The 19,189-nt window shown below is 39.7% G+C and carries 15 protein-coding genes; 9 read left to right on the plus strand and 6 right to left on the minus strand.

The window, feature by feature from the left end; all coding sequences use genetic code 11:
* Positions 1 to 141: 141 nt before the first annotated feature.
* Positions 142 to 1,533, minus strand: a complete 1,392-nt coding sequence (locus PSF27_RS04135) for an amino acid permease (RefSeq protein WP_272538457.1) — start codon at positions 1,531 to 1,533, stop codon at positions 142 to 144.
* A gap of 310 nt (positions 1,534 to 1,843) precedes the next feature.
* Entirely contained in the window at positions 1,844 to 2,794 is a 951-nt protein-coding gene (gene ydgH, locus PSF27_RS04140) for a DUF1471 family protein YdgH (RefSeq protein ID WP_206084228.1), read from the minus strand.
* A gap of 384 nt (positions 2,795 to 3,178) precedes the next feature.
* On the opposite strand from ydgH, the gene pntA reads away from it, so the two are divergent.
* Both pntA and pntB read left to right on the plus strand, forming a co-directional pair.
* Positions 3,179 to 4,708 carry a Re/Si-specific NAD(P)(+) transhydrogenase subunit alpha gene (pntA, locus tag PSF27_RS04145; protein ID WP_206084229.1) on the plus strand — a complete coding sequence of 510 codons (1,530 nt, stop codon included), beginning with the start codon at positions 3,179 to 3,181 and terminating at the stop codon, positions 4,706 to 4,708.
* A gap of 13 nt (positions 4,709 to 4,721) precedes the next feature.
* The gene (gene pntB, locus PSF27_RS04150; protein WP_225819499.1) at positions 4,722 to 6,110 is read left to right on the plus strand and encodes a Re/Si-specific NAD(P)(+) transhydrogenase subunit beta; all 1,389 of its coding nucleotides are present in this window, start codon (positions 4,722 to 4,724) and stop codon (positions 6,108 to 6,110) included.
* Positions 6,111 to 6,173: 63 nt separating this feature from the next.
* On the opposite strand, the gene PSF27_RS04155 is transcribed toward pntB, so the two are convergent.
* Entirely contained in the window at positions 6,174 to 7,373 is a 1,200-nt protein-coding gene (locus tag PSF27_RS04155; protein WP_206084230.1) for an MFS transporter, read from the minus strand.
* Positions 7,374 to 7,541: 168 nt separating this feature from the next.
* Here PSF27_RS04155 and PSF27_RS04160 point away from each other — a divergent pair, with 168 nt between their 5' ends.
* Positions 7,542 to 8,165 (plus strand): TetR/AcrR family transcriptional regulator, encoded by a 624-nt coding sequence (locus PSF27_RS04160; RefSeq protein ID WP_206084231.1) that lies wholly within the window; start codon positions 7,542 to 7,544, stop codon positions 8,163 to 8,165.
* A 58-nt stretch (positions 8,166 to 8,223) separates the two neighbouring features.
* Here the strand turns inward: PSF27_RS04160 and uspE are convergent, their stop codons facing one another.
* Both uspE and PSF27_RS04170 read right to left on the minus strand, forming a co-directional pair.
* The gene (uspE, locus tag PSF27_RS04165; RefSeq protein ID WP_206084232.1) at positions 8,224 to 9,171 is read right to left on the minus strand and encodes a universal stress protein UspE; all 948 of its coding nucleotides are present in this window, start codon (positions 9,169 to 9,171) and stop codon (positions 8,224 to 8,226) included.
* 125 nt (positions 9,172 to 9,296) lie between these two features.
* Positions 9,297 to 10,052 (minus strand): FNR family transcription factor, encoded by a 756-nt coding sequence (locus tag PSF27_RS04170; RefSeq protein ID WP_068443675.1) that lies wholly within the window; start codon positions 10,050 to 10,052, stop codon positions 9,297 to 9,299.
* Positions 10,053 to 10,416: 364 nt separating this feature from the next.
* On the opposite strand from PSF27_RS04170, the gene PSF27_RS04175 reads away from it, so the two are divergent.
* From PSF27_RS04175 to PSF27_RS04195, 5 genes are all read left to right on the plus strand, one after another.
* Positions 10,417 to 11,427 (plus strand): NAD(P)H-quinone oxidoreductase, encoded by a 1,011-nt coding sequence (locus PSF27_RS04175; protein WP_371007147.1) that lies wholly within the window; start codon positions 10,417 to 10,419, stop codon positions 11,425 to 11,427.
* A 405-nt stretch (positions 11,428 to 11,832) separates the two neighbouring features.
* Positions 11,833 to 13,776, plus strand: a complete 1,944-nt coding sequence (locus tag PSF27_RS04180; RefSeq protein WP_272680912.1) for a pyridoxal phosphate-dependent decarboxylase family protein — start codon at positions 11,833 to 11,835, stop codon at positions 13,774 to 13,776.
* A 77-nt stretch (positions 13,777 to 13,853) separates the two neighbouring features.
* On the plus strand, positions 13,854 to 15,002 hold the full coding sequence (gene tyrP / locus PSF27_RS04185; RefSeq protein ID WP_318826048.1) for a tyrosine transporter TyrP: 1,149 nt from the start codon (positions 13,854 to 13,856) through the stop codon (positions 15,000 to 15,002).
* A gap of 290 nt (positions 15,003 to 15,292) precedes the next feature.
* Positions 15,293 to 15,850: a PadR family transcriptional regulator gene (locus tag PSF27_RS04190; RefSeq protein WP_206084235.1), complete on the plus strand. Its 558-nt coding sequence runs from the start codon at positions 15,293 to 15,295 to the stop codon at positions 15,848 to 15,850.
* On the plus strand, positions 15,843 to 16,043 hold the full coding sequence (locus PSF27_RS04195; RefSeq protein WP_272680913.1) for a DEAD/DEAH box helicase: 201 nt from the start codon (positions 15,843 to 15,845) through the stop codon (positions 16,041 to 16,043). The genes PSF27_RS04190 and PSF27_RS04195 overlap by 8 nt, the downstream gene beginning before the upstream one ends.
* Positions 16,044 to 16,278: 235 nt before the next feature.
* Here the strand turns inward: PSF27_RS04195 and PSF27_RS04200 are convergent, their stop codons facing one another.
* Positions 16,279 to 18,021, minus strand: a complete 1,743-nt coding sequence (locus PSF27_RS04200; protein WP_272680914.1) for an ABC-F family ATP-binding cassette domain-containing protein — start codon at positions 18,019 to 18,021, stop codon at positions 16,279 to 16,281.
* Between the two features lie 413 nt (positions 18,022 to 18,434).
* On the opposite strand from PSF27_RS04200, the gene PSF27_RS04205 reads away from it, so the two are divergent.
* Positions 18,435 to 18,911 (plus strand): GNAT family N-acetyltransferase, encoded by a 477-nt coding sequence (locus PSF27_RS04205; RefSeq protein WP_206084239.1) that lies wholly within the window; start codon positions 18,435 to 18,437, stop codon positions 18,909 to 18,911.
* Positions 18,912 to 19,189 lie beyond the last annotated feature (278 nt).

Genomic DNA, 19,189 nt, shown 5'->3' on the forward strand with positions numbered 1-19,189 from the left:
AACAGTTTTAGGTCACTAATCATAAAATAGGAAACAGTGCATAATAAAGTAAGGATAGGCTGAGCGAATAGAAAACTCGATATAATACGGGGAGTTGTATTGAATGAAGGAAAGGAGGGCAGAGACCCTCCTTGATAGCCATCAAGCCACTAAGTAATAAAGGGCAGGAAGGGATGCCCCCATGATAGCGAACGCCATAGTGGTTTCAATGGCCTTTAATGGAGCCTTACAAGACTGTTGTTGACGTGCATAGAAAAACACCAAGATTCCTGGAGCATATAACACAACGGATAGCATAAGATTGATTAACCCAGAGGCATATAATAACCATAGGCCGTAAATACTTGCAACGAACCCAACCATTAATAATGCTTTGCTGTGCCTTTCAAATGCGACTTTCATTAAGAATGCACCGACTAGAAAATACGGTACTAAAATCATTTCTGAGGCAATTGTCAGTAATGTATTGTAATTACTGCCACTGAGCCAAATTAAGACCAAAGAAAGCTGTACCGCGCCATTCGTTAGCCATAAAGATGAAGAAGGGGCATCATTTTTATTTAGCCGATTGAAGACTTTAGGGAAAGATTGATATTGTGCTGCAATATAAGGTACCTCAGCAGCCATAATAGTCCAGCTAAGGTAAGCGCCACAAACTGAAATGATGAGACCTGCAGCGATAATGATATCGCCACTTGAACCAATCAAATTAACCATTAAAGTGGCCATTGATGGGTTTTTAATCTCTGCCAGTTCAGCGCGAGGCATTATACCGAGTGATAATAATGTAACAAGTATATAAATGATGAGTGCAGAGCTAACGGCGAATATCGTTGCTAAACCAACATCACGGCGGTTTCTCGCTCGAGCGGAAACCACAACAGCGCCTTCGATACCAATAAACACCCAAAGGGTAATTAACATGGTGTCTTTAACTTGTTCCCAAACAGGCATTTTTAGCTCAATCCCACTAAAATCGGCACTAAAAATGTCGAGTTTAAACGCAAAAAATGCTAAAACGATAAATAGCCCGAGGGGAACGAGTTTTGCCATGGTGGCTAATTTATTAATACCTGCAGCGGTTTGTACGCCTCGTAGGACTAAATAATGAACAAACCACAGCAAGATAGATTCACCAATCAATGCCTGCCATGTATTCCCATCACCAAAAATGATGTTATCAGGGGTGTCGGTGAAAAAGCTGATCGCAGCAAAAACGATAACCAAGTAAGAGACATTGGCCACAACGGCACAAAGCCAATATCCCCACGCGGAACAGAACCCAACAAGTTCACCAAAGCCGACTTTTGCATAGGTAAAAATGCCACCATCAAGATCAGGACGAATGCGCGATAGTAATAAAAGGGCAAATGCGAGAAATAAGATACCAACGCCTGTAATAGACCAACCAATGATTAATGCCAGTGGGCTCGCCACTTCAGCCATATTCTGAGGAAGACTAAATACACCCGCACCAACCATTGAGCTAAGAACAAGGGCGGTTAATGCAGTAAGGCTTAATGTATTTTTCAAAGTAAATCCTGAATGTTCAACAATCAAAAGTTAAAATGACGTTAAAACGCCATTACAGTAATGAGTTTAACTAACAGCGTACAATAATCTAGAGAGATTGACTGCCATAATTTGAGTGGTGGATTCTACGAATGAAATGGCCGATATGCAATGGGAAAATATGCATTTTATCAGGTGATTTATTCACTTTTTCGTTAATTCTGAAAAAGCACGGTAAGAAATGAGATAAAGAGAGGGGCTGAGCTGTAATTATGGGCGAAAAAAACCAGCCTAGTGATTTAGGCTGGTTTTTAGAAGAGTACACTATTTATTATTTAAATAGGTCGGCGCTAATGGTTACGCTTCCGCCATTAGATTGCCATTCTCTTGTAATATGGAAATATTTAGCACCTTTAGCTTCAGCACGTTTCGCAATTTGATAACGTACTTCAGGAGTATTGGTGTAGTAACCAGAGAATGTAATTGAGTCAAATGGAACCATCTGCGCAGCAGCTGTTTTATTAACTTCTTCAATTACATAACCACTTGGTAACGTTACGCTAGTACGCCCTGGTTGGCTACTTGATGTTTCAAAGAAACGACCAACAGCAGTTGTTGGTTCTTCTGATGAAGCAACCCCTGGGATACGCACTTTTTTCGCAGCTTCTCCACCTTCAGCTAACAGAGCTCGCCCTGCATCTGAATCGGCTGGAACAACAGCTTCCTCATTAAGAACTTGGCGTTTTGGCGCGTCTTTCTTATAGATATAAGCTGTTGCTAATGTATTACCACCATCATTCATTGCGATATTACGAACGACATAAAATGAAGCCGCATTCTTTTTGAGAGCTTGTTTCGCGATGGCTTCATATAAATCGGGTTGAGAAGGGTAAAAACCACTTACAGTGACAGTATCGAATGGTTCGTACTGTGCTGCATCGGTTTTCGACATTTCTTCAACGCCACCGAATACTCGGCGTTTTGGTTCATCGACACTTGGTGCATCTTTGGCATAGACATCAGCAACAACACGCATGTTGCCGCTATCGCCTATATCGTCAAGGCTTTGAATGTAAAAGGCATACGCCCCCATTTTATCAGCCCTACGGGAGACGGCATCGGATGCTTCATAGATAGCATTAAAGCGCCCGGTGACTGTTATACGCTCATAAGGTTTTAATTCAGTAGCCTGTTTTGGCGTCAACTCAACAGCCGCCTGAGTAGCAGTTATACTAGTTAATGATAGCACCGCGGCTGCGATGACCGTAGTTTTCAGCTTCATACAAAATCCTTCCGCCTTGCGCAATTTATTATAAACGTGCTGAATCTTAGTTGTATCACATGTACGTGATTATTACACGTAACTGAACCTGTTGTCTCATGATTTTCTTTTTATAAGAAATAAATAATTATTGACTAGTCAAATTTACCAGATTTTTTAAAGTATCCAGTATTTTATTGACCTAAAACTAAGATTTTCACTGTGAATTCCATTTACTGTCTAAGAATCGCGATCAATTATGGATCAAGAAGCATATTTTCAGTAGGTTATTAGGACATTTAAAATCTGTTTATGCACAAAATAAGACTTTTCTCTGTGATAATGGTCATTATTTTAGCAAACACCTATAAACAACATTACATTAGGCTTTAAAAAGGGAACATTATGCGTATTGGTATACCAAGTGAACGACTTGCCAATGAAGCGCGTGTTGCTGCTACACCGTCAACAGTCACTCAACTTCTTAAGTTGGGTTTTTCTGTTTGTGTAGAACACAACGCTGGTCATTTAGCGAGTTTTGATGATACCGCCTATGAGCAAGCTGGGGCTGAGATTGTCGATCGTGACACCGCTTTTGCCGCGGATATTGTTTTTAAAGTCAACGCACCATTTGAAGATGAAATCCCGTTGTTAAAAGAAGGGGTGACACTGGTGAGTTTCATCTGGCCAGCACAGAATGCTGAGCTAATGGATGCTTTAAAAGCACGTAATATCAACGTGATGGCAATGGATGCTGTACCTCGTATATCTCGTGCCCAATCATTAGATGCATTAAGTTCAATGGCTAATATCGCAGGGTATCGTGCCATTGTGGAAGCGGCTCATGAATTTGGTCGTTTCTTTACAGGGCAAATTACTGCCGCAGGTAAAGTACCGCCAGCGAAAGTCATGATCATCGGTGCAGGGGTTGCAGGGCTTGCGGCCATTGGTGCTGCGGGTAGCCTTGGTGCAATAGTGCGTGCATTCGACACTCGTCCAGAAGTGAAAGAGCAAGTTCAAAGCATGGGCGCTGAATTCCTTGAACTCGATTTCAAGGAAGAAGCGGGTAGCGGCGACGGTTATGCAAAAGTCATGTCTGAAGCCTTTATTAAGGCGGAGATGGAACTGTTTGCTGCTCAAGCAAAAGATGTTGATATCATTGTGACCACCGCATTGATTCCAGGTAAACCAGCACCAAAATTGATCACCAAAGAAATGGTCGAGTCGATGAAGCCAGGCAGTGTTATCGTGGATTTAGCTGCTCAAACTGGTGGCAACTGTGAATTAACACAAGCGGATAAGCTGGTTGTTACTGACAACGGCGTCAAAATTATTGGCTATACCGATTTACCAAGTCGCTTACCAACGCAATCTTCACAGTTATACGGTACTAATCTTGTTAACCTGATGAAATTGTTGTGTAAAGAGAAAGACGGCGAAATTAATATTGATTTCGACGATCTGGTTATTCGCGGTGTGACTGTCATCAAACAAGGTGAAATTACGTGGCCTGCACCACCAATTCAGGTATCTGCACAGCCGCAGGCGAAACCGAAAGCAGTGGAGAAAGTTAAAGCACCTGAGAAGAAAATGTCGCCAACGCTGAAATATGGTTTGATGGCGTTAGCGATTATTCTTTTTGGTTGGTTTGCAAATTCTGCACCAAAAGAATTTTTATCACACTTTACCGTATTCGCGCTTGCGTGTGTCGTAGGTTATTACGTGGTGTGGAACGTGACACATGCGTTGCATACACCACTGATGTCAGTGACCAATGCAATTTCAGGGATCATTGTTGTTGGTGCGTTACTGCAAATTGGCAGTGGCGGCTGGGTAAGCTTCTTATCCTTTATTGCCATATTGATCGCAAGTATCAATATTTTCGGTGGGTTCACTGTAACTCAGCGTATGTTAAAAATGTTTCGTAAAGGGTAAGGGGTAACTTATGTTGTCGAGTGGAATTGTGACAGCGGCGTACATTGTTGCTGCTATCCTATTTATTTTTAGTCTAGCGGGGCTATCACGCCATGAAAGTTCTCAACGAGGGAATACTTATGGCGTGATTGGTATGGCGATTGCACTTATCGCGACCATTTTGGGGCCACACAGTGCCAATGTAGGCTGGATGATCATTGCGATGGTTATTGGGGCCGTTATTGGTATCCGTTTAGCAAAAAAAGTTGAAATGACCGAAATGCCAGAGCTGGTTGCTATTTTGCATAGCTTCGTCGGTTTAGCGGCAGTGCTCGTTGGTTTTAACAGCTTTATCGCAAGTGAAGGCCATGCTGATGCTGTGATGGAAAATATTCATTTAACTGAAGTTTTCCTCGGTATCTTCATTGGTGCGGTGACCTTTACGGGTTCAGTGGTGGCTTACGGTAAGTTATCAGGCAAAATGTCATCTAAACCAATGATGTTGCCAAACCGTCATAAACTCAACTTAGCTGCGCTGGTGGTTTCATTTATTTTATTAGTGATTTTCGTTAAGACGCAAAGCGTTGGCTTGCAAGTGTTCTTAATGTTAATCATGACGGTGATTGCATTAGCCTTTGGTTGGCACTTAGTGGCTTCTATTGGTGGTGCAGACATGCCAGTAGTCGTTTCAATGCTGAACTCCTATTCAGGTTGGGCAGCGGCAGCGGCAGGCTTCATGTTAAGTAATGACTTGCTGATTGTGACAGGGGCTTTAGTGGGCTCATCGGGTGCTATCCTGTCTTACATTATGTGTAAGGCGATGAACCGTTCATTTTTCAGTGTGATAGCGGGGGGCTTTGGTACAGATGGCTCTTCAACAGGTACTGAAGAAGAAATGGGTGAGTACCGTGAAAGTACCGCCGAAGAAGTCGCTGAAATGTTGAAAAACTCAACTTCAGTGATCATCACACCAGGCTACGGTATGGCAGTAGCTCAAGCACAGTATCCTGTAGCAGATATTACAACCAAACTGCGCGAACGCGGTATCAATGTCCGTTTTGGTATTCACCCAGTTGCTGGGCGTTTACCAGGCCATATGAACGTGTTACTGGCTGAAGCAAAAGTCCCTTATGATATTGTATTAGAAATGGATGAAATTAATGATGATTTCTCTGACACTGATACGGTATTAGTTATTGGGGCGAATGATACGGTTAACCCTGCGGCGCAAGAGGATCCAAATAGTCCAATCGCTGGAATGCCAGTTTTGGAAGTTTGGAAAGCGAATAATGTGATTGTATTTAAACGTTCTATGAATACGGGATATGCAGGTGTGCAGAATCCATTATTCTTTAAAGAAAATACGCAAATGTTGTTTGGTGATGCGAAAGACAGCGTTGATGCTATCTTACGTGCGTTGTAATCACTGAATAATTAAATAAATATTGTGGGGTTATTGGCCTATGCCAGTAACCCCATTTTTTAATCATTTATTTGTGCAAAAGCGAGCGCAATTGGTTAAACCGCGTGCAAAGGTAAAGACCAATAAGAAAGCAAGCGTCGCAATCGTTAACATACTGGCCATGAGAACGCCACCATTGAAGTGATCCATCACATAGCCCCCAACTAAACTACCGATCGTAATTAAAATTAAAAACATAAAAGTAATTAAGGCGGAACCTTTTTCTGTTAGCTCAGGCACATGGACATGCATCCACATATTAATCGTGGCAGGAACCATACCCGCCGCTACACCCCATGAAAATACGAATATTACGCTCGTTGCCCAATTAAAATCTAAGGCAGATAATGCTAAAAATGCTAAAGCTAACAGTAATGCGCTGATGGCAAAATTATAGCGAACGTTATATTTCCCCACGTAACCCGCTAAAATGTTGCCTACGACACTGGCAAGGCCAAAAAATAGCAATAATGCAGAAATTTGCCCTTCAGCAAATCCCGCGGTTTGTTTGAAAAATACGGTAAAATAGTTATAAGCCGAAAAATGCGCTAAGAAAATCAACGTGAATATGATCAACCCTTTACGTGCAATAGGGTGTGACGGCATGAGTAATAATTCATTCCACTGCATGGATGAAGAAGGCTTCAATGAAGGTAACGAAAAATATTGCATCAATAGCGCTGCAATACCCGCAATAACTAGCGCGATGTATGGCATTCTCCAACCGTAGTTGTCAGATAACAACGCCCCTAAAGGAACTCCAATGACGGTCACTAATGTCACCGCAGAAAAGAAGATAGTTACAGAAGTGGTAATCGCCATATTTTTAGGAGCCAAACGGATCACAAGGCCAGCAGCAACCCCCCAGAAACCACCTAATGCGATTCCTAGTGCAAATCGGCCTAGTAGAACTAACCCAAAACTGGATGCAAACGCAGTAATTGCATTGGCGAATATCATCAGTGCAACTAAAAAGAGTAATACTTGGCGTCTATCAATATTTTTTGCATAAATTGGGACGAATAGTGCGGAAACCATCCCTGCAATTGACGTTACGGTGACTGTAAGGCCCGCTGTTCCTGTTGAAATTTGAAAATCGTGAGCGATGTCATTTAGCACACTAATGGCTAAAAATTCACCAGTCACAATAATGAAGCAGGCAAAAGTTGCAGATAAGAGTGAAAGCCAGTTACCATTGTGCGAAGAAAGATTAATTGTTGTCATGTGCTTTCCATGGAAAATTGAATAAAGTGTAAATGTATAATTTTATAGTGACCGCTATAGAATTATTGCGCTATTCTTTATGCTAATTTAGATGCTGTCAATTGTTTTTATAGTGATCGTTATAAAATGTTTATGGTACACTGTATCGATGACTGGTGAAGTGAGAATATGAATCAGATAAAACGTGGGCGACCTAAAGGGTTTGACCAGCAAGACGCATTAGAAAAAGCCATGTTATTGTTCTGGCAAAATGGTTATGTGGCGACATCGATTAGTGATTTAACCCAAGCACTAGGCATCACTGCGCCCAGCCTTTATTGTGCTTTTGGTGATAAAGCATCATTGTTTAATCAATGCATTGAATATTATTTAACTAATGAAGCGTGCCCCATTTTGTCTATCGTGAAGCAAGCGAAAACAGCGAAAGTGGCGATTGAATTGTTGATGTATGAGAGCGCAAAGAAGCTTATTCAACCAGGTAAGCCCGCGGGTTGTATGTTAATTACTGCGACCATGAATGGTTCTAAGCAAATTGAAGATGTGCAATTGAGTGTGCAAGAAAAGCGCAAAAGCTATCAAGAAATTTTGTTGCAGCGTATGAAAAAAGGCATTGAAGATGGTGATGTTGCGCCTGATGCCCCTATTAGTGCCATTGTAGATTTTTATATTACGGTGATTGATGGTTTTACCATTCAAGCTTGTGATGGCATCGAGCTTGAAAGATTAAACCAAGTTATTTTTAATGCGATGCAAGCCTGGCCAATACTCAATACAAATTTACAGCAACAATAATAATGCTCTTAATAGAAAACCCCCAAAAGTATGGGGGTTAAATACTTAAGGTAATGGTTTAGTCATCATCAGCGGCATTAATAGGGCAAACAAAACCATCAGGTTTTATTGCTAATAAGTCACATTTTAGTTTATCAATAACGTGTTCAGCGGTATTTCCTAAGAACGCTGCGGATAGGCCAGTACGGCCTAAAATGCCCAGTACAACGACACCCGCTTGTAATTCCTCACACATTTCTGGAATGATTTTCTCTGGTAATCCTTCGCGAACATGCGTGTATTTCTCATCGATACTGAATTTTTGTCTTAATTCTTTCATAGCAATTAGGTGCTGACCACGTAGCGCATTATTATAAAGGCTAGGGTCAAAATCAGGCAGCTCAATTGCAATATTCATCGGGGCGACAGGGTAGGCGCTGACAAGATGAATTTCTTGTTCCTTAATAATTCGTGTCGCTAAATCACGCGTTTTTTCCACTAACTTAATATTTAAGTCGTCATGGTAGGATTCTTCATTAGACAAGTTAACCGCAACCACCACCGACCCGTGATCAGGCCAAACTTTATCTTTTACCATCCAAACGGGAGATGGGCATTTTCTGAGTAAATGCCAATCTAGAGGTGTGAAGATAATGGATTCAAAGTTATCGGTCTGATGAGCCATTTTTAATAACAAGTCGTGTTCACCGCTGATGACCTCTTGAATAATGGCCTCATAAGGCTTGTTATGCCAGATCACTTTTATTTCGATATCAATACCCGCTTCGAGGTAGAAGTGGGCTTGCTGTTTAATCCACGCCGCTTTTTGGCTGATGACACCTTTACGCATAGCGTTACGTTCTTCAGGAGAGAGCAGCGTTGTCATGTCATAAGACAAGTCATAGATGGGTAAAAACGCTTTTATCCGTCCACCATTACGCTGCACGATGTAGACAGCTCGTCTTAATGCAGGTTGATCATCCTGATTTGGGTCAATTGCAACTAGCAGGTTTTTATAGTTTGCCATATTGAAGTCCTCTCGATACACGGATATTTCCACATAGATAAACTAAGATATTGGCGTTAAATAGGCAAGAAATCTGGGGAAAAAAACGAAAACGGATCACCATTAATGTGATCCGTTTGGGGAAGCTAGCAAGTAATTGCTGAAACTTTACCTGCAATATCAGTCAATTTAGTCATATCTTCGATAGTGATATATTTGCCTTTTACGCTAAGCATGCCACTTTTTTGGAAGCGGCCTAATAGGCGACTAATTGTTTCGACGGTTAAACCGAGGTAATTACCGATATCACCACGAGTCATGGTTAATCTGAATTCTCTTGGTGAAAAACCACGTTCAGCAAAACGATGAGAGAGATTAAGAATAAATGCAGCTAAACGCTCTTCCGCATTTTTCTTGGATAATAAAAGGATCATTTCTTGATCGCCTTTAATCTCACCACTCATTAAGCGCATTATTTGTTGACGTAGATTCGGCATTTTGCCTGATAAATCGTCTAACGTTTCAAATGGAATTTCACAAACCATAGATGTTTCAAGTGCTTGTGCAAAACTTGGGTGCTGTGTATGAATAATAGCATCAAAACCGACGAGGTCGCCTGCTAAATGGAAACCTGTGATTTGCTCATCACCTTCTTCAGTTATGGTGTAGCTTTTTATCGTGCCTGAGCGGATGGCATATAAAGAACGTAATTCATCCCCAGCCTTAAATAATGCTTGGCCTTTTTGAATCGGTTTTTTACGCTCAATGATATTATCAAGTTGATCCAGTTCATGTTCATTCAGAGTAAAAGGAATGCAAAGTTGACTAATACTGCAGTCCTGACAATGAATTGCACAACCACCAGACTGGATGCGACGAACAACTCTTTTTTCTGGGATCATATTAAATGCTCAATCAAGTTAAAATTATTGATATGAGTCAATTTTAACATAAGATAAGGCGGCTGGTAAGTAGTAATATAGGACAGAATTGACTAATTAGACAAAATAGCCAGACAAGTAGGGGCCATCAAATTAGTTAATTTAGACGTTAATGCTAAATTAACGCAGATTATTAAATATTATGTTTGATATAGATTAAATATTAGCACCTAAACAATAAAAAGCTGACTTACGTCATTATTAGAATTAATACTTAAAAATGCAATTTTAAAGCACGATTCATTAAACTAATTAGCATTAATTTAACACAAAAATAAATTTAAAAATATCAATTTTTCAAATTAACCTCTAAAAGGAGACCATGATGACACATGTTCAACAGCCTTTACCCACTACAATGACGGTTGTGAATATTATTGAACCAGGTGGCCCTGAAAAGTTGCAATTAATTGAAAAACCGCTGCCCAGAATTTCTGCAGGATATTTACTTGTTAAGGTTGAAGCCGCAGGGGTTAATCGCCCCGATATTTTTCAGCGAAAGGGTTCTTACCCACCTCCTGCCGATGCATCTCCAATTATGGGGTTAGAAATAGCAGGTACAGTTGTTGCAAAAGCAGACGATGTTGATAATTGGCAATTAGGTGACACACTTTGTGCATTAGTAGCAGGTGGAGGTTATGCAGAATATTGCTTAGTACATAAGGATATTGCATTACCGCTAGGCAATTTGTCATTTATTGAAGGTGCCGCTATTCCTGAAAACTTTTTTACTGTTTGGGCAAATATGTGCCAGATTGGCCAACTTAAAAAAAATGAAACGGTGCTCATCCACGGGGGAACATCGGGTATTGGTAGTGTGGCCATTATGATAGCAAAAGCAATGGGGGCAACAGTGATCACCACCGTCGGTTCGGAAGAAAAAGCGAATGCTGCAAAAATATTAGGGGCAGATTGCATTATTAACTATCGAACTGATGATTTTGTCGAAGCCACGCAGAATTTCACGTTATCACGTGGTGTTAATATGGTAGTTGATATTATTGGTGGCGATTATGTGGAAAAAAACTATTTAGTTGCTGCAAAAGGTGGGCGAATAATTCAAATTGGCATGATGAAGGGAAATCCAGAACGACTTAATATGATGCCTCTTATGGTTAAACGGTTAACTCACACAGGTTCAACCATGCGTTCACGCTCTATTGATGAAAAAATACAGATAGCGACAGAACTAAAAGAACATATTTTGCCAATGTTGCAAAATGGTAAAATAAAACCAATTATTAACAAATTGTATCTGTTATCACAAATAAAAGAGGCTCATCAATATATGGAGTCGGGTGACCTGATTGGAAAAATAGTTTTAAAAAATAGCTAGTTGTGCATTTTCATTATAAGGCTGACGGCTTTCTATCTGCGAATAGAAAGTCGTTGGAGTTCACTTTCTCTATAACAAATAATTTACATTATCAAGCTTTTTTAGCGTAAATATCTCTTTACAGCTAAATAAATTTTGATTTTTTGTGCCTGCCCACAATTCCAAACAAAATCCTGATTAGTTTGTTAATAATTAAATAAAAATGAATTATATCTATAAATAAGTTGGCCATTAACGGTTTGTTTATCAATAATTAATGCTTAAATGATATTTTTAAATGCATATCATTAATATATTGATATCTTTTATATGCATACAGCCCGTTATGCACTTTCCAATGATATTAAGTGAATTAACTTAAGTGCAATTAAGCGTTACCTAATTGTAATTTGAAGGTGTAGTTAAATGAATAATTTTAATAATTCGAAAATGAATGTGGATGCACTTTTCTTAGGCCCAAAATCTGAAAATGCAGTCTTTTTTAAAGAGATGATGGAGTATTCTGTTACGGAACACATGCATTGGCGTTCAAGTTACCATCCTGAAGATCCTGACCATATTACGACTGTTGACCGCTATGCCCCTGAGTATAGAGATACATTGTATCGAACGGAGGGGATCCTTAATCAATTATCCTCAAAGTTAAAAAGTACATCTGTTCCTTGGTTTTCACCACGTTATATGGGGCATATGAATGCGGATACACTCATGGTTTCAAATCTCGCTTATGTGATGGCGATGATGTACAACCCCAATAATTGTGCTCAAGAGTCCTCTCCTACGACCACCGCACTGGAAATCGAAGCAGGATTAGACTTGTGCAACATGTTTGGTTATAACGTGAATCAATCCTGGGGGCATATTACATCAGGCGGAACTGTTGCGAATTATGAAGGTCTGTGGGTTGCACGAAATCTTAAAAGTTTACCTATAGCCATTGCCCAACATGAAAAATCTCAGCATTTGTTAATTGGAAAATCAGAAAAAGAACTGCTCAATTTACCAGTCGCTGCCGTTTTAGAACTCATTGATGAATTAAAAAAGTTAAATACTTTTGAAGAGGTGAGAGAGCTAACAGCACGCGGTACAGGTGTATCATTACATAACTTGGGGAAATTGTTAGTCCCTCAATCTAAGCACTATTCATGGATGAAAGCGATGGATATTTTGGGGCTTGGTCAACAAAATATCGTGCAATTGCCCGTTGATACATGCTATCGAACCGATGTGCAGAAAATGCGTGAAACCGTGTTCTCATTAATAGAGCAAGGAGAGCCAATTCTTGCCGTTGTTGCTGTTGTCGGTACAACAGAAACAGGTGCTATAGATGATGTAAAAGCCGTTATTGATTTGCGTCGTGAATGTGAAGAGCAATACGGAGTGTCTTTTTATGTGCATGTTGATGCAGCGTATGCAGGTTATGCGTGTGCGATGTTCCGTGATGAAGATAACCAGTTTATAGAATATGACGCACTTATTCATCGTTATCATCAGGAAGGTATTTTCCCCCAAGATGTTATTTGGCCAAAATTGGATGTGTATGAAAGCTTTAAAGCACTAAATCAAGCGGATTCAATTACAGTAGACCCTCATAAAGTAGGCTTTATTCCATATGGTGCAGGGGCTATTTGTATGAAGGATAAGCGTATTGTTGATTTGATTTCTTATCATGCAGCTTATGTATTTGAAGACGTTCAGGAAAAACATCATAAATTAGACAAGCAGCACAATGTTATTTTAGGCTCATCGATAATGGAAGGTTCAAAAGCAGGGGCGACAGCAGCCGCTGTTTGGGCTGCACACAGGTTAGTTCCGTTAAATCTTTTGGGGTATGGCAAAGTGCTTGCTGCGGGTATTACAACGGCCAACTGGATGATTGAAAAAATCAATCAGTGCAAGGCATTTAATATTGATGGGCGTAAGTTTACAATTTTTGCAATGCCAGATCCTGATTTTCACATGATTAACTTTATGTTCCGTGAATTAGGAAATCCCTCTTTAGAAAAGCAAAACCGCTTAAACAAACGGCTTTATGAACTGTGTTCTTATGCAGCAGGTCGCACCTATTCAAACGACTTTTTAACCTCGTCAACATCATTAACCTACGAAGAATATGGTGATAATCCATTGAATTTATGTCGAGATGCTAACTTTACTGACAGTGAATGGCATAACGTTCAGTCTGTGTATGTATTACGAGCAGCAGTAATGACTCATTGCTTACGTGATAAGCAGCATTTTGAAAATTACTGGGGTGCATTAATCGCAACGTTTGAAGAAAAATTACAACAACTCGTTGATGAAGAAAATAAAATAAATCACTCCAATTATAAATTAGCCTCTAATTAATTTGTTAGGATCTCAATATGAAAAATCGCACATTGGGTAGTATTTTTATTGTTGCAGGTACGACGATTGGTGCAGGGATGTTGGCAATGCCAATAGCGGCAGCGGGTAACGGATTTTTAGTTAGTTTAGGCATGTTATTAGCCTTATGGGCCTTGATGTGCTACACCGCACTTCTTTTGGTTGAAGTTTACCAGCATGAATCCTATGAAACAGGCATTGGTAGTGTCGCTCAGCGCTATTTAGGATCTGGGGGCAAATTTATTACTGGTTTTAGCATGATGTTTCTTATGTACGCCTTAACCGCGGCTTATGTGAGTGGGGCGGGTGAAATCATCACGTCAAATCTTAAAAGCAGTTTTGCGGTTGACATGGCGGATTGGATGGGAATACTCCTGTTTACGGTGATTGGTGGTGGGGTCGTCTGTTTTGGGACTTCGTCAGTAGACTTTATTAATCGTATATTATTCACTGCAAAAATTATTTTCTTAGTCATTATTTTGGCGTTAATGATGCCGCATGTAGAGCAACAAAATTTATTGGCTGCACCAACGGAGAAAGTCCTGATTTTATCTGCGATCCCTGTCTTCTTTACATCGTTTGGTTTTCACGGCAGTGTCCCAAGTATTGTGAAATATATGGGGGGAGACGTTAAAAAACTGCGAGTTATCTTTATTATTGGTAGCGCCATTCCCCTTATTGCTTATATTTTATGGCAAATTGCGACGCTGGGGAGTATCGGAACAACGACGTTTGTGGGTATTTTGGCAGAAAATGTAGGGCTTAATGGCTTATTAGATGCGATTAAAGATGTGGCACAATCAGGTCGCACAGAGTTAGTGGCACAGATGTTTATGAGTTTGGCGCTAGCAACATCATTTTTAGGCGTCGCGTTAGGGCTATTTGATTTCTTAGCGGACTTATTTAAGCGACAAGATAACGCGGTAGGGCGTATACAAACAGGTTTGTTGACGTTTGGACCACCTTTAGTGTTTGCGTTGTTTTATCCGAAGGGGTTTGTGATGGCACTGGGTTATGCCGCAATCGCCTTATCAATTCTTGCGTTATTATTACCAAGCGCAATGGCATTTAAGTCTCGCACATTAAATCAGCGTCGATACCAAGTATTAGGTGGCCCGATTGGATTGCTGGTCGTATTTTTATGTGGAATAGTCGTGATTGGTGTTCAGCTGGGTATTGTATTTAACGTATTACCCAATATTGGTTAATAAATTGGATAATACCGATCTAACCTGCAGTCAAACCTAATCGGTTTGTCAGCAGTCTTAAGCCAGTCTACGGACTGGCTTTTTTATGCTCAAAAGCGAGCAATTCAGATAATTTACAGCACAATAATGACTGCTTTAGGTTATATCAATGCGTATAATCTAACTAAGAATGATTATCATTAGCACGTTATGCAAAAAAACAGATATATCTAAAGCTAGCATTTTTTATAGAAGTGACTATTATATCCGATATATCGGTTTTGGCATCAAAACAAACACTGAGAATTTGAATGGCAAACGAACAACAACTTGATCCTTGCTTATGTAATGGTAAGAGTGTGAGTCGAATGTTTAACCCTAAACAGTTAAGAATATATATTCTACACTTACTGACTGAGGGAATAAATTACGGCTATGACCTGATCAAAAAAATTTCAGAGGAAACGGCAGGGTTTTATTGCCCAAGCCCTGGGGTTATTTATCCAACACTAACATTATTAGAAGAATTAGGTTTTATTACTGCGGGAACGGGTAAAGAGAATGACAAAGGTCGTAAGTGTTTTGTCATCACTCCAGAAGGGCGGTGCTTTTTATTATTAAAAGCTGAACTTTTGGCAGAAGTTCAACTAAAGTTAAATTATGCACAAGAGCTTAAAGCGGGAAACCAATTTGCTAATGAGATTGAATGTGCAGTGGATAAATTTAAATCACTTTTGAGGCACAAAATCGTTTTACAGCAATTAAGTAAAGACGAGTCAGCAAAAGTTGTTGAAATCATTAACCAAGCAGTTGAACGAATAGAAGAGGTCAACGCGGTATTAGTGACGGAAGGAAAATCAAATGGCTAAAACTAATGATATAATTCAAGCAAAAGAGCACTCATATATGACAGATAATCGTAAAGCGGCACAGGATAATACTTCTACATCTAACGAAGCCGAAAAAAGCACAAAGAAAGATGATAAATTTAAAGAAGTTGTCTGCCCAAATGTGCCTACATCTTATTTTAAGCGCGCAAAAAAACAAAAAATTAAATACTAAGATGAATGGTTTACAAAATCTTTATTCAACAGTGGACTGAACTGGTGGTTAACTACCACTAGATGAATGCATGCCATATTTTAAATAAATCTATTTTGATGTTTAAGAAAAGCCAAATGGCTTTAACTAAAAATATAATTATTTTGTAAACTCTGCATATCCTTTGATTGATATCTGCTCTATATTTTATTTGGATTAAAAAACCCCTGACTACATCAGTAATCAGGGGGTAAGCTTACAACCCTAATTGGGCATGTATTTGTGCTATTTCATTAACCCATTGTTGTTGTAACAATGGTTTTTGGTGGCTTAATTTACGCTGCTTATCAGCTTCTAATTTTTCCTCTAACACCAATAGTTTTTCTAACAACTCATCTTCATGGGAGATGACCTTTGGGGGAGTATTTACAGTATGGCTGTGTTTAACAGGATCTGTATTACTGTGAGATAATAATTGCGCTTGTTGTTCAATTTTGTGATAAATATCATCGATATTAAGGTATTCCTCTAATCGATTCTCATCAATAAACCAAAAACGTTGGCAGCTATTTTCAATTAGCCACCTGTCGTGACTAACGACTAGTAATGCCCCTGAAAACTGGCTAATTTCTTCACTCAATGACTCTTTTCCTTCTAAATCAAGGTGGTTAGTTGGTTCATCCAATAAAATAAGCTCATATTGTGCCAAGCTTAGACCAATAAAAAGCAGTCGTGCACGTTCGCCACCACTGAGCGTTCCCACGGTTTGTTGGTGACGTGCATAAGCAAATCCAGCGCCAATAAGTGCCATTTTACGCTGTTCATCGGTAATGGAGGCAAAAGGGCGTAGCGCATCCACGAGGCTATCATTATCATTTAGCTGCTCTAGCTGTTGGTCATAATATCCCGCACGAATTGTGGGATGAAACTTTAAGTGTTTGCTATAGCGTAAGTCCTGCTGATAATGTTGCCAAAGAAGACGCAATAAGGTTGATTTACCGCAACCATTTGCTCCCATAATGGCGATACGATCCCCACTTTTCACCTGATGAAACGCAGTTTTAAACAAATTTTCTCCCGCAGGCGTTGAAACTTCAGTTCCTTCGAGCTCGAGAACTCGGTCTGCAGGGATTGGTTTACCATTTAATGCCAATTTCCATTGATAACCTTCAGTGAGCTCTGTTTGAGTTTCTTTAAGTCTATCAATGTGTTTTTCCATTTGTTTTGCTTTGCGAGAAAGACCCTCGTTATCATAAACATGCCCCCAAATAGCCAAGCGTTTTGCGCTAGAGGCGATTCGGTCAATCTCTTTTTGCTCCGCCTGATTTCGTCTTTCATCGGTAATGTCTTTTTCAGCCATGGCACGGCGTGCCTCGCTACAAGGTAACCGATAAAAATGTAACGATTTATCACGTAAAACCCACGTACAGTTAGTGACTTTATCAAGTAAAGCTTGGTCGTGGGAAACCAGTACAAAACTGCCCCTCCAAGACTGTAGAAAATTACCTAACCAAATTAAGGTGGGCAAGTCCAAATGGTTACTGGGTTCATCTAGCAATAATAAGTCAGGCTGTTCAATTAAGGCTCGGCCTAACAAGAGACGAGTATGTTGGCCGCCACTCATTTCATTGGCTTTTTGTTCCCATTGCTGGGTAGTAAAACCTAATTCTGACAGTAATACTTCAGCCCGCCAGCGTTCAGTGACCTTGTCTTGTTCTGACATTTTTTGAACCAGTGCTTCAATTAGTGTCAGATGGGCAACATCTTCGGGTAAATGTTGTTCGATATACGCCGTGACACAGTGACTTGCGTAGGTAATGCTACCGCTGTTGGGGGATAGCTGGTGGGTAAGTAACTTTAATAGCGTACTTTTTCCACTGCCATTATGGCCAATTAAGCCGATGCGGTCGCCTTGTTGCAAGGTGAATGAAACATCATTTAATAGCGTGTGGGTAGAAATGTCGTAATTTAATGATTTTACAGATAATAAAGTGCTCATAGCTTACTCAAATTTTAGGCATGACAATGCCTTGGATAGTCATAACGACAACCCAGTAAGCTGAGGGAAGATCTCTTTGTGGCTTCGCTCAGGCAGGGTTATCGCAGTATAAAACTGTGAAAGCCTGAGCTCTGGCGATTACCAAAGAAGTGTGAGTATTCAATGAGATCACACAACAGCATAAATTAGCCTCCTTATTTTTCGTTAGGTTGAACAATGTACGAATCATAACAAACAGAGGGGAAGGATCAAAATCCAGAAATGCGTTTTTTCATAACGGTTGTAGTAATAGGTAGGATTACAGGTATAAATATCGCTTATATCGTGTGAGTTCATATGAATTAAATTGCTAAGTGTTGGGCGTTCAAGATGTAAGGCATAAAATTGCCGTTCAAATAACAAGAGAGCCGCAAATGAACGTAGAAATAAAGCCAGCAACAATGCAAGATGCTACATTGATTTTAACGATGATAATTGAATTAGCAGAGTATGAAAAAGCTCGTCATGAAGTTAAGGCCAGTGTTGCTGATATCGAGAATTCACTATTTGGCGCAGATTCTAAAACAGAAGCCCTTATTTGTTATGTGGATGATAAACCTGCAGGGTATGCGGTTTTCTTTACTAGCTATTCAACTTGGTTAGGTAATAACGGTATTTACTTGGAAGATCTCTATGTATCTCCCGATTTTCGTGGCGCAGGTGCAGGAAAAAAACTGCTAAAACATATCGCTGTATTAGCCGTAGAAAGGAAGTGCCAACGTCTTGAATGGAGTGTTTTAGACTGGAATCAACCAGCAATTGATTTTTATAAAAGCATCGGCGCACAACCACAAGATGAATGGGTTCGTTACCGTATGGATGAAAAAACAATTGCAGAGTTTGCACGTTAATCGCTAATAATTAAACGAATATAAAGTTTGTCTGAAAAAGCCAGTAAAATAAATTTACTGGCTTTGTTTTTATATTCTTTCATCTAAAGTTGTACAATTAATGCCTTCTGATGAATTTTGTTAATTTATTCTGATTTTTTGTGATGCAAGGCAACTATACTTAATCCAAATTTTGATAAACTTCCGTTAAATTAGATAGATAGCTGATGGTTGAATAGCAATGACACTGATTTAACCTATTTTAAAAATATAATTTTGTTTTTTCGTATTTGGCCGTA

Origin of the sequence: Providencia sp. PROV129, from assembly GCF_028482245.1 — a bacterium.
Classification (GTDB): domain Bacteria; phylum Pseudomonadota; class Gammaproteobacteria; order Enterobacterales; family Enterobacteriaceae; genus Providencia; species Providencia vermicola.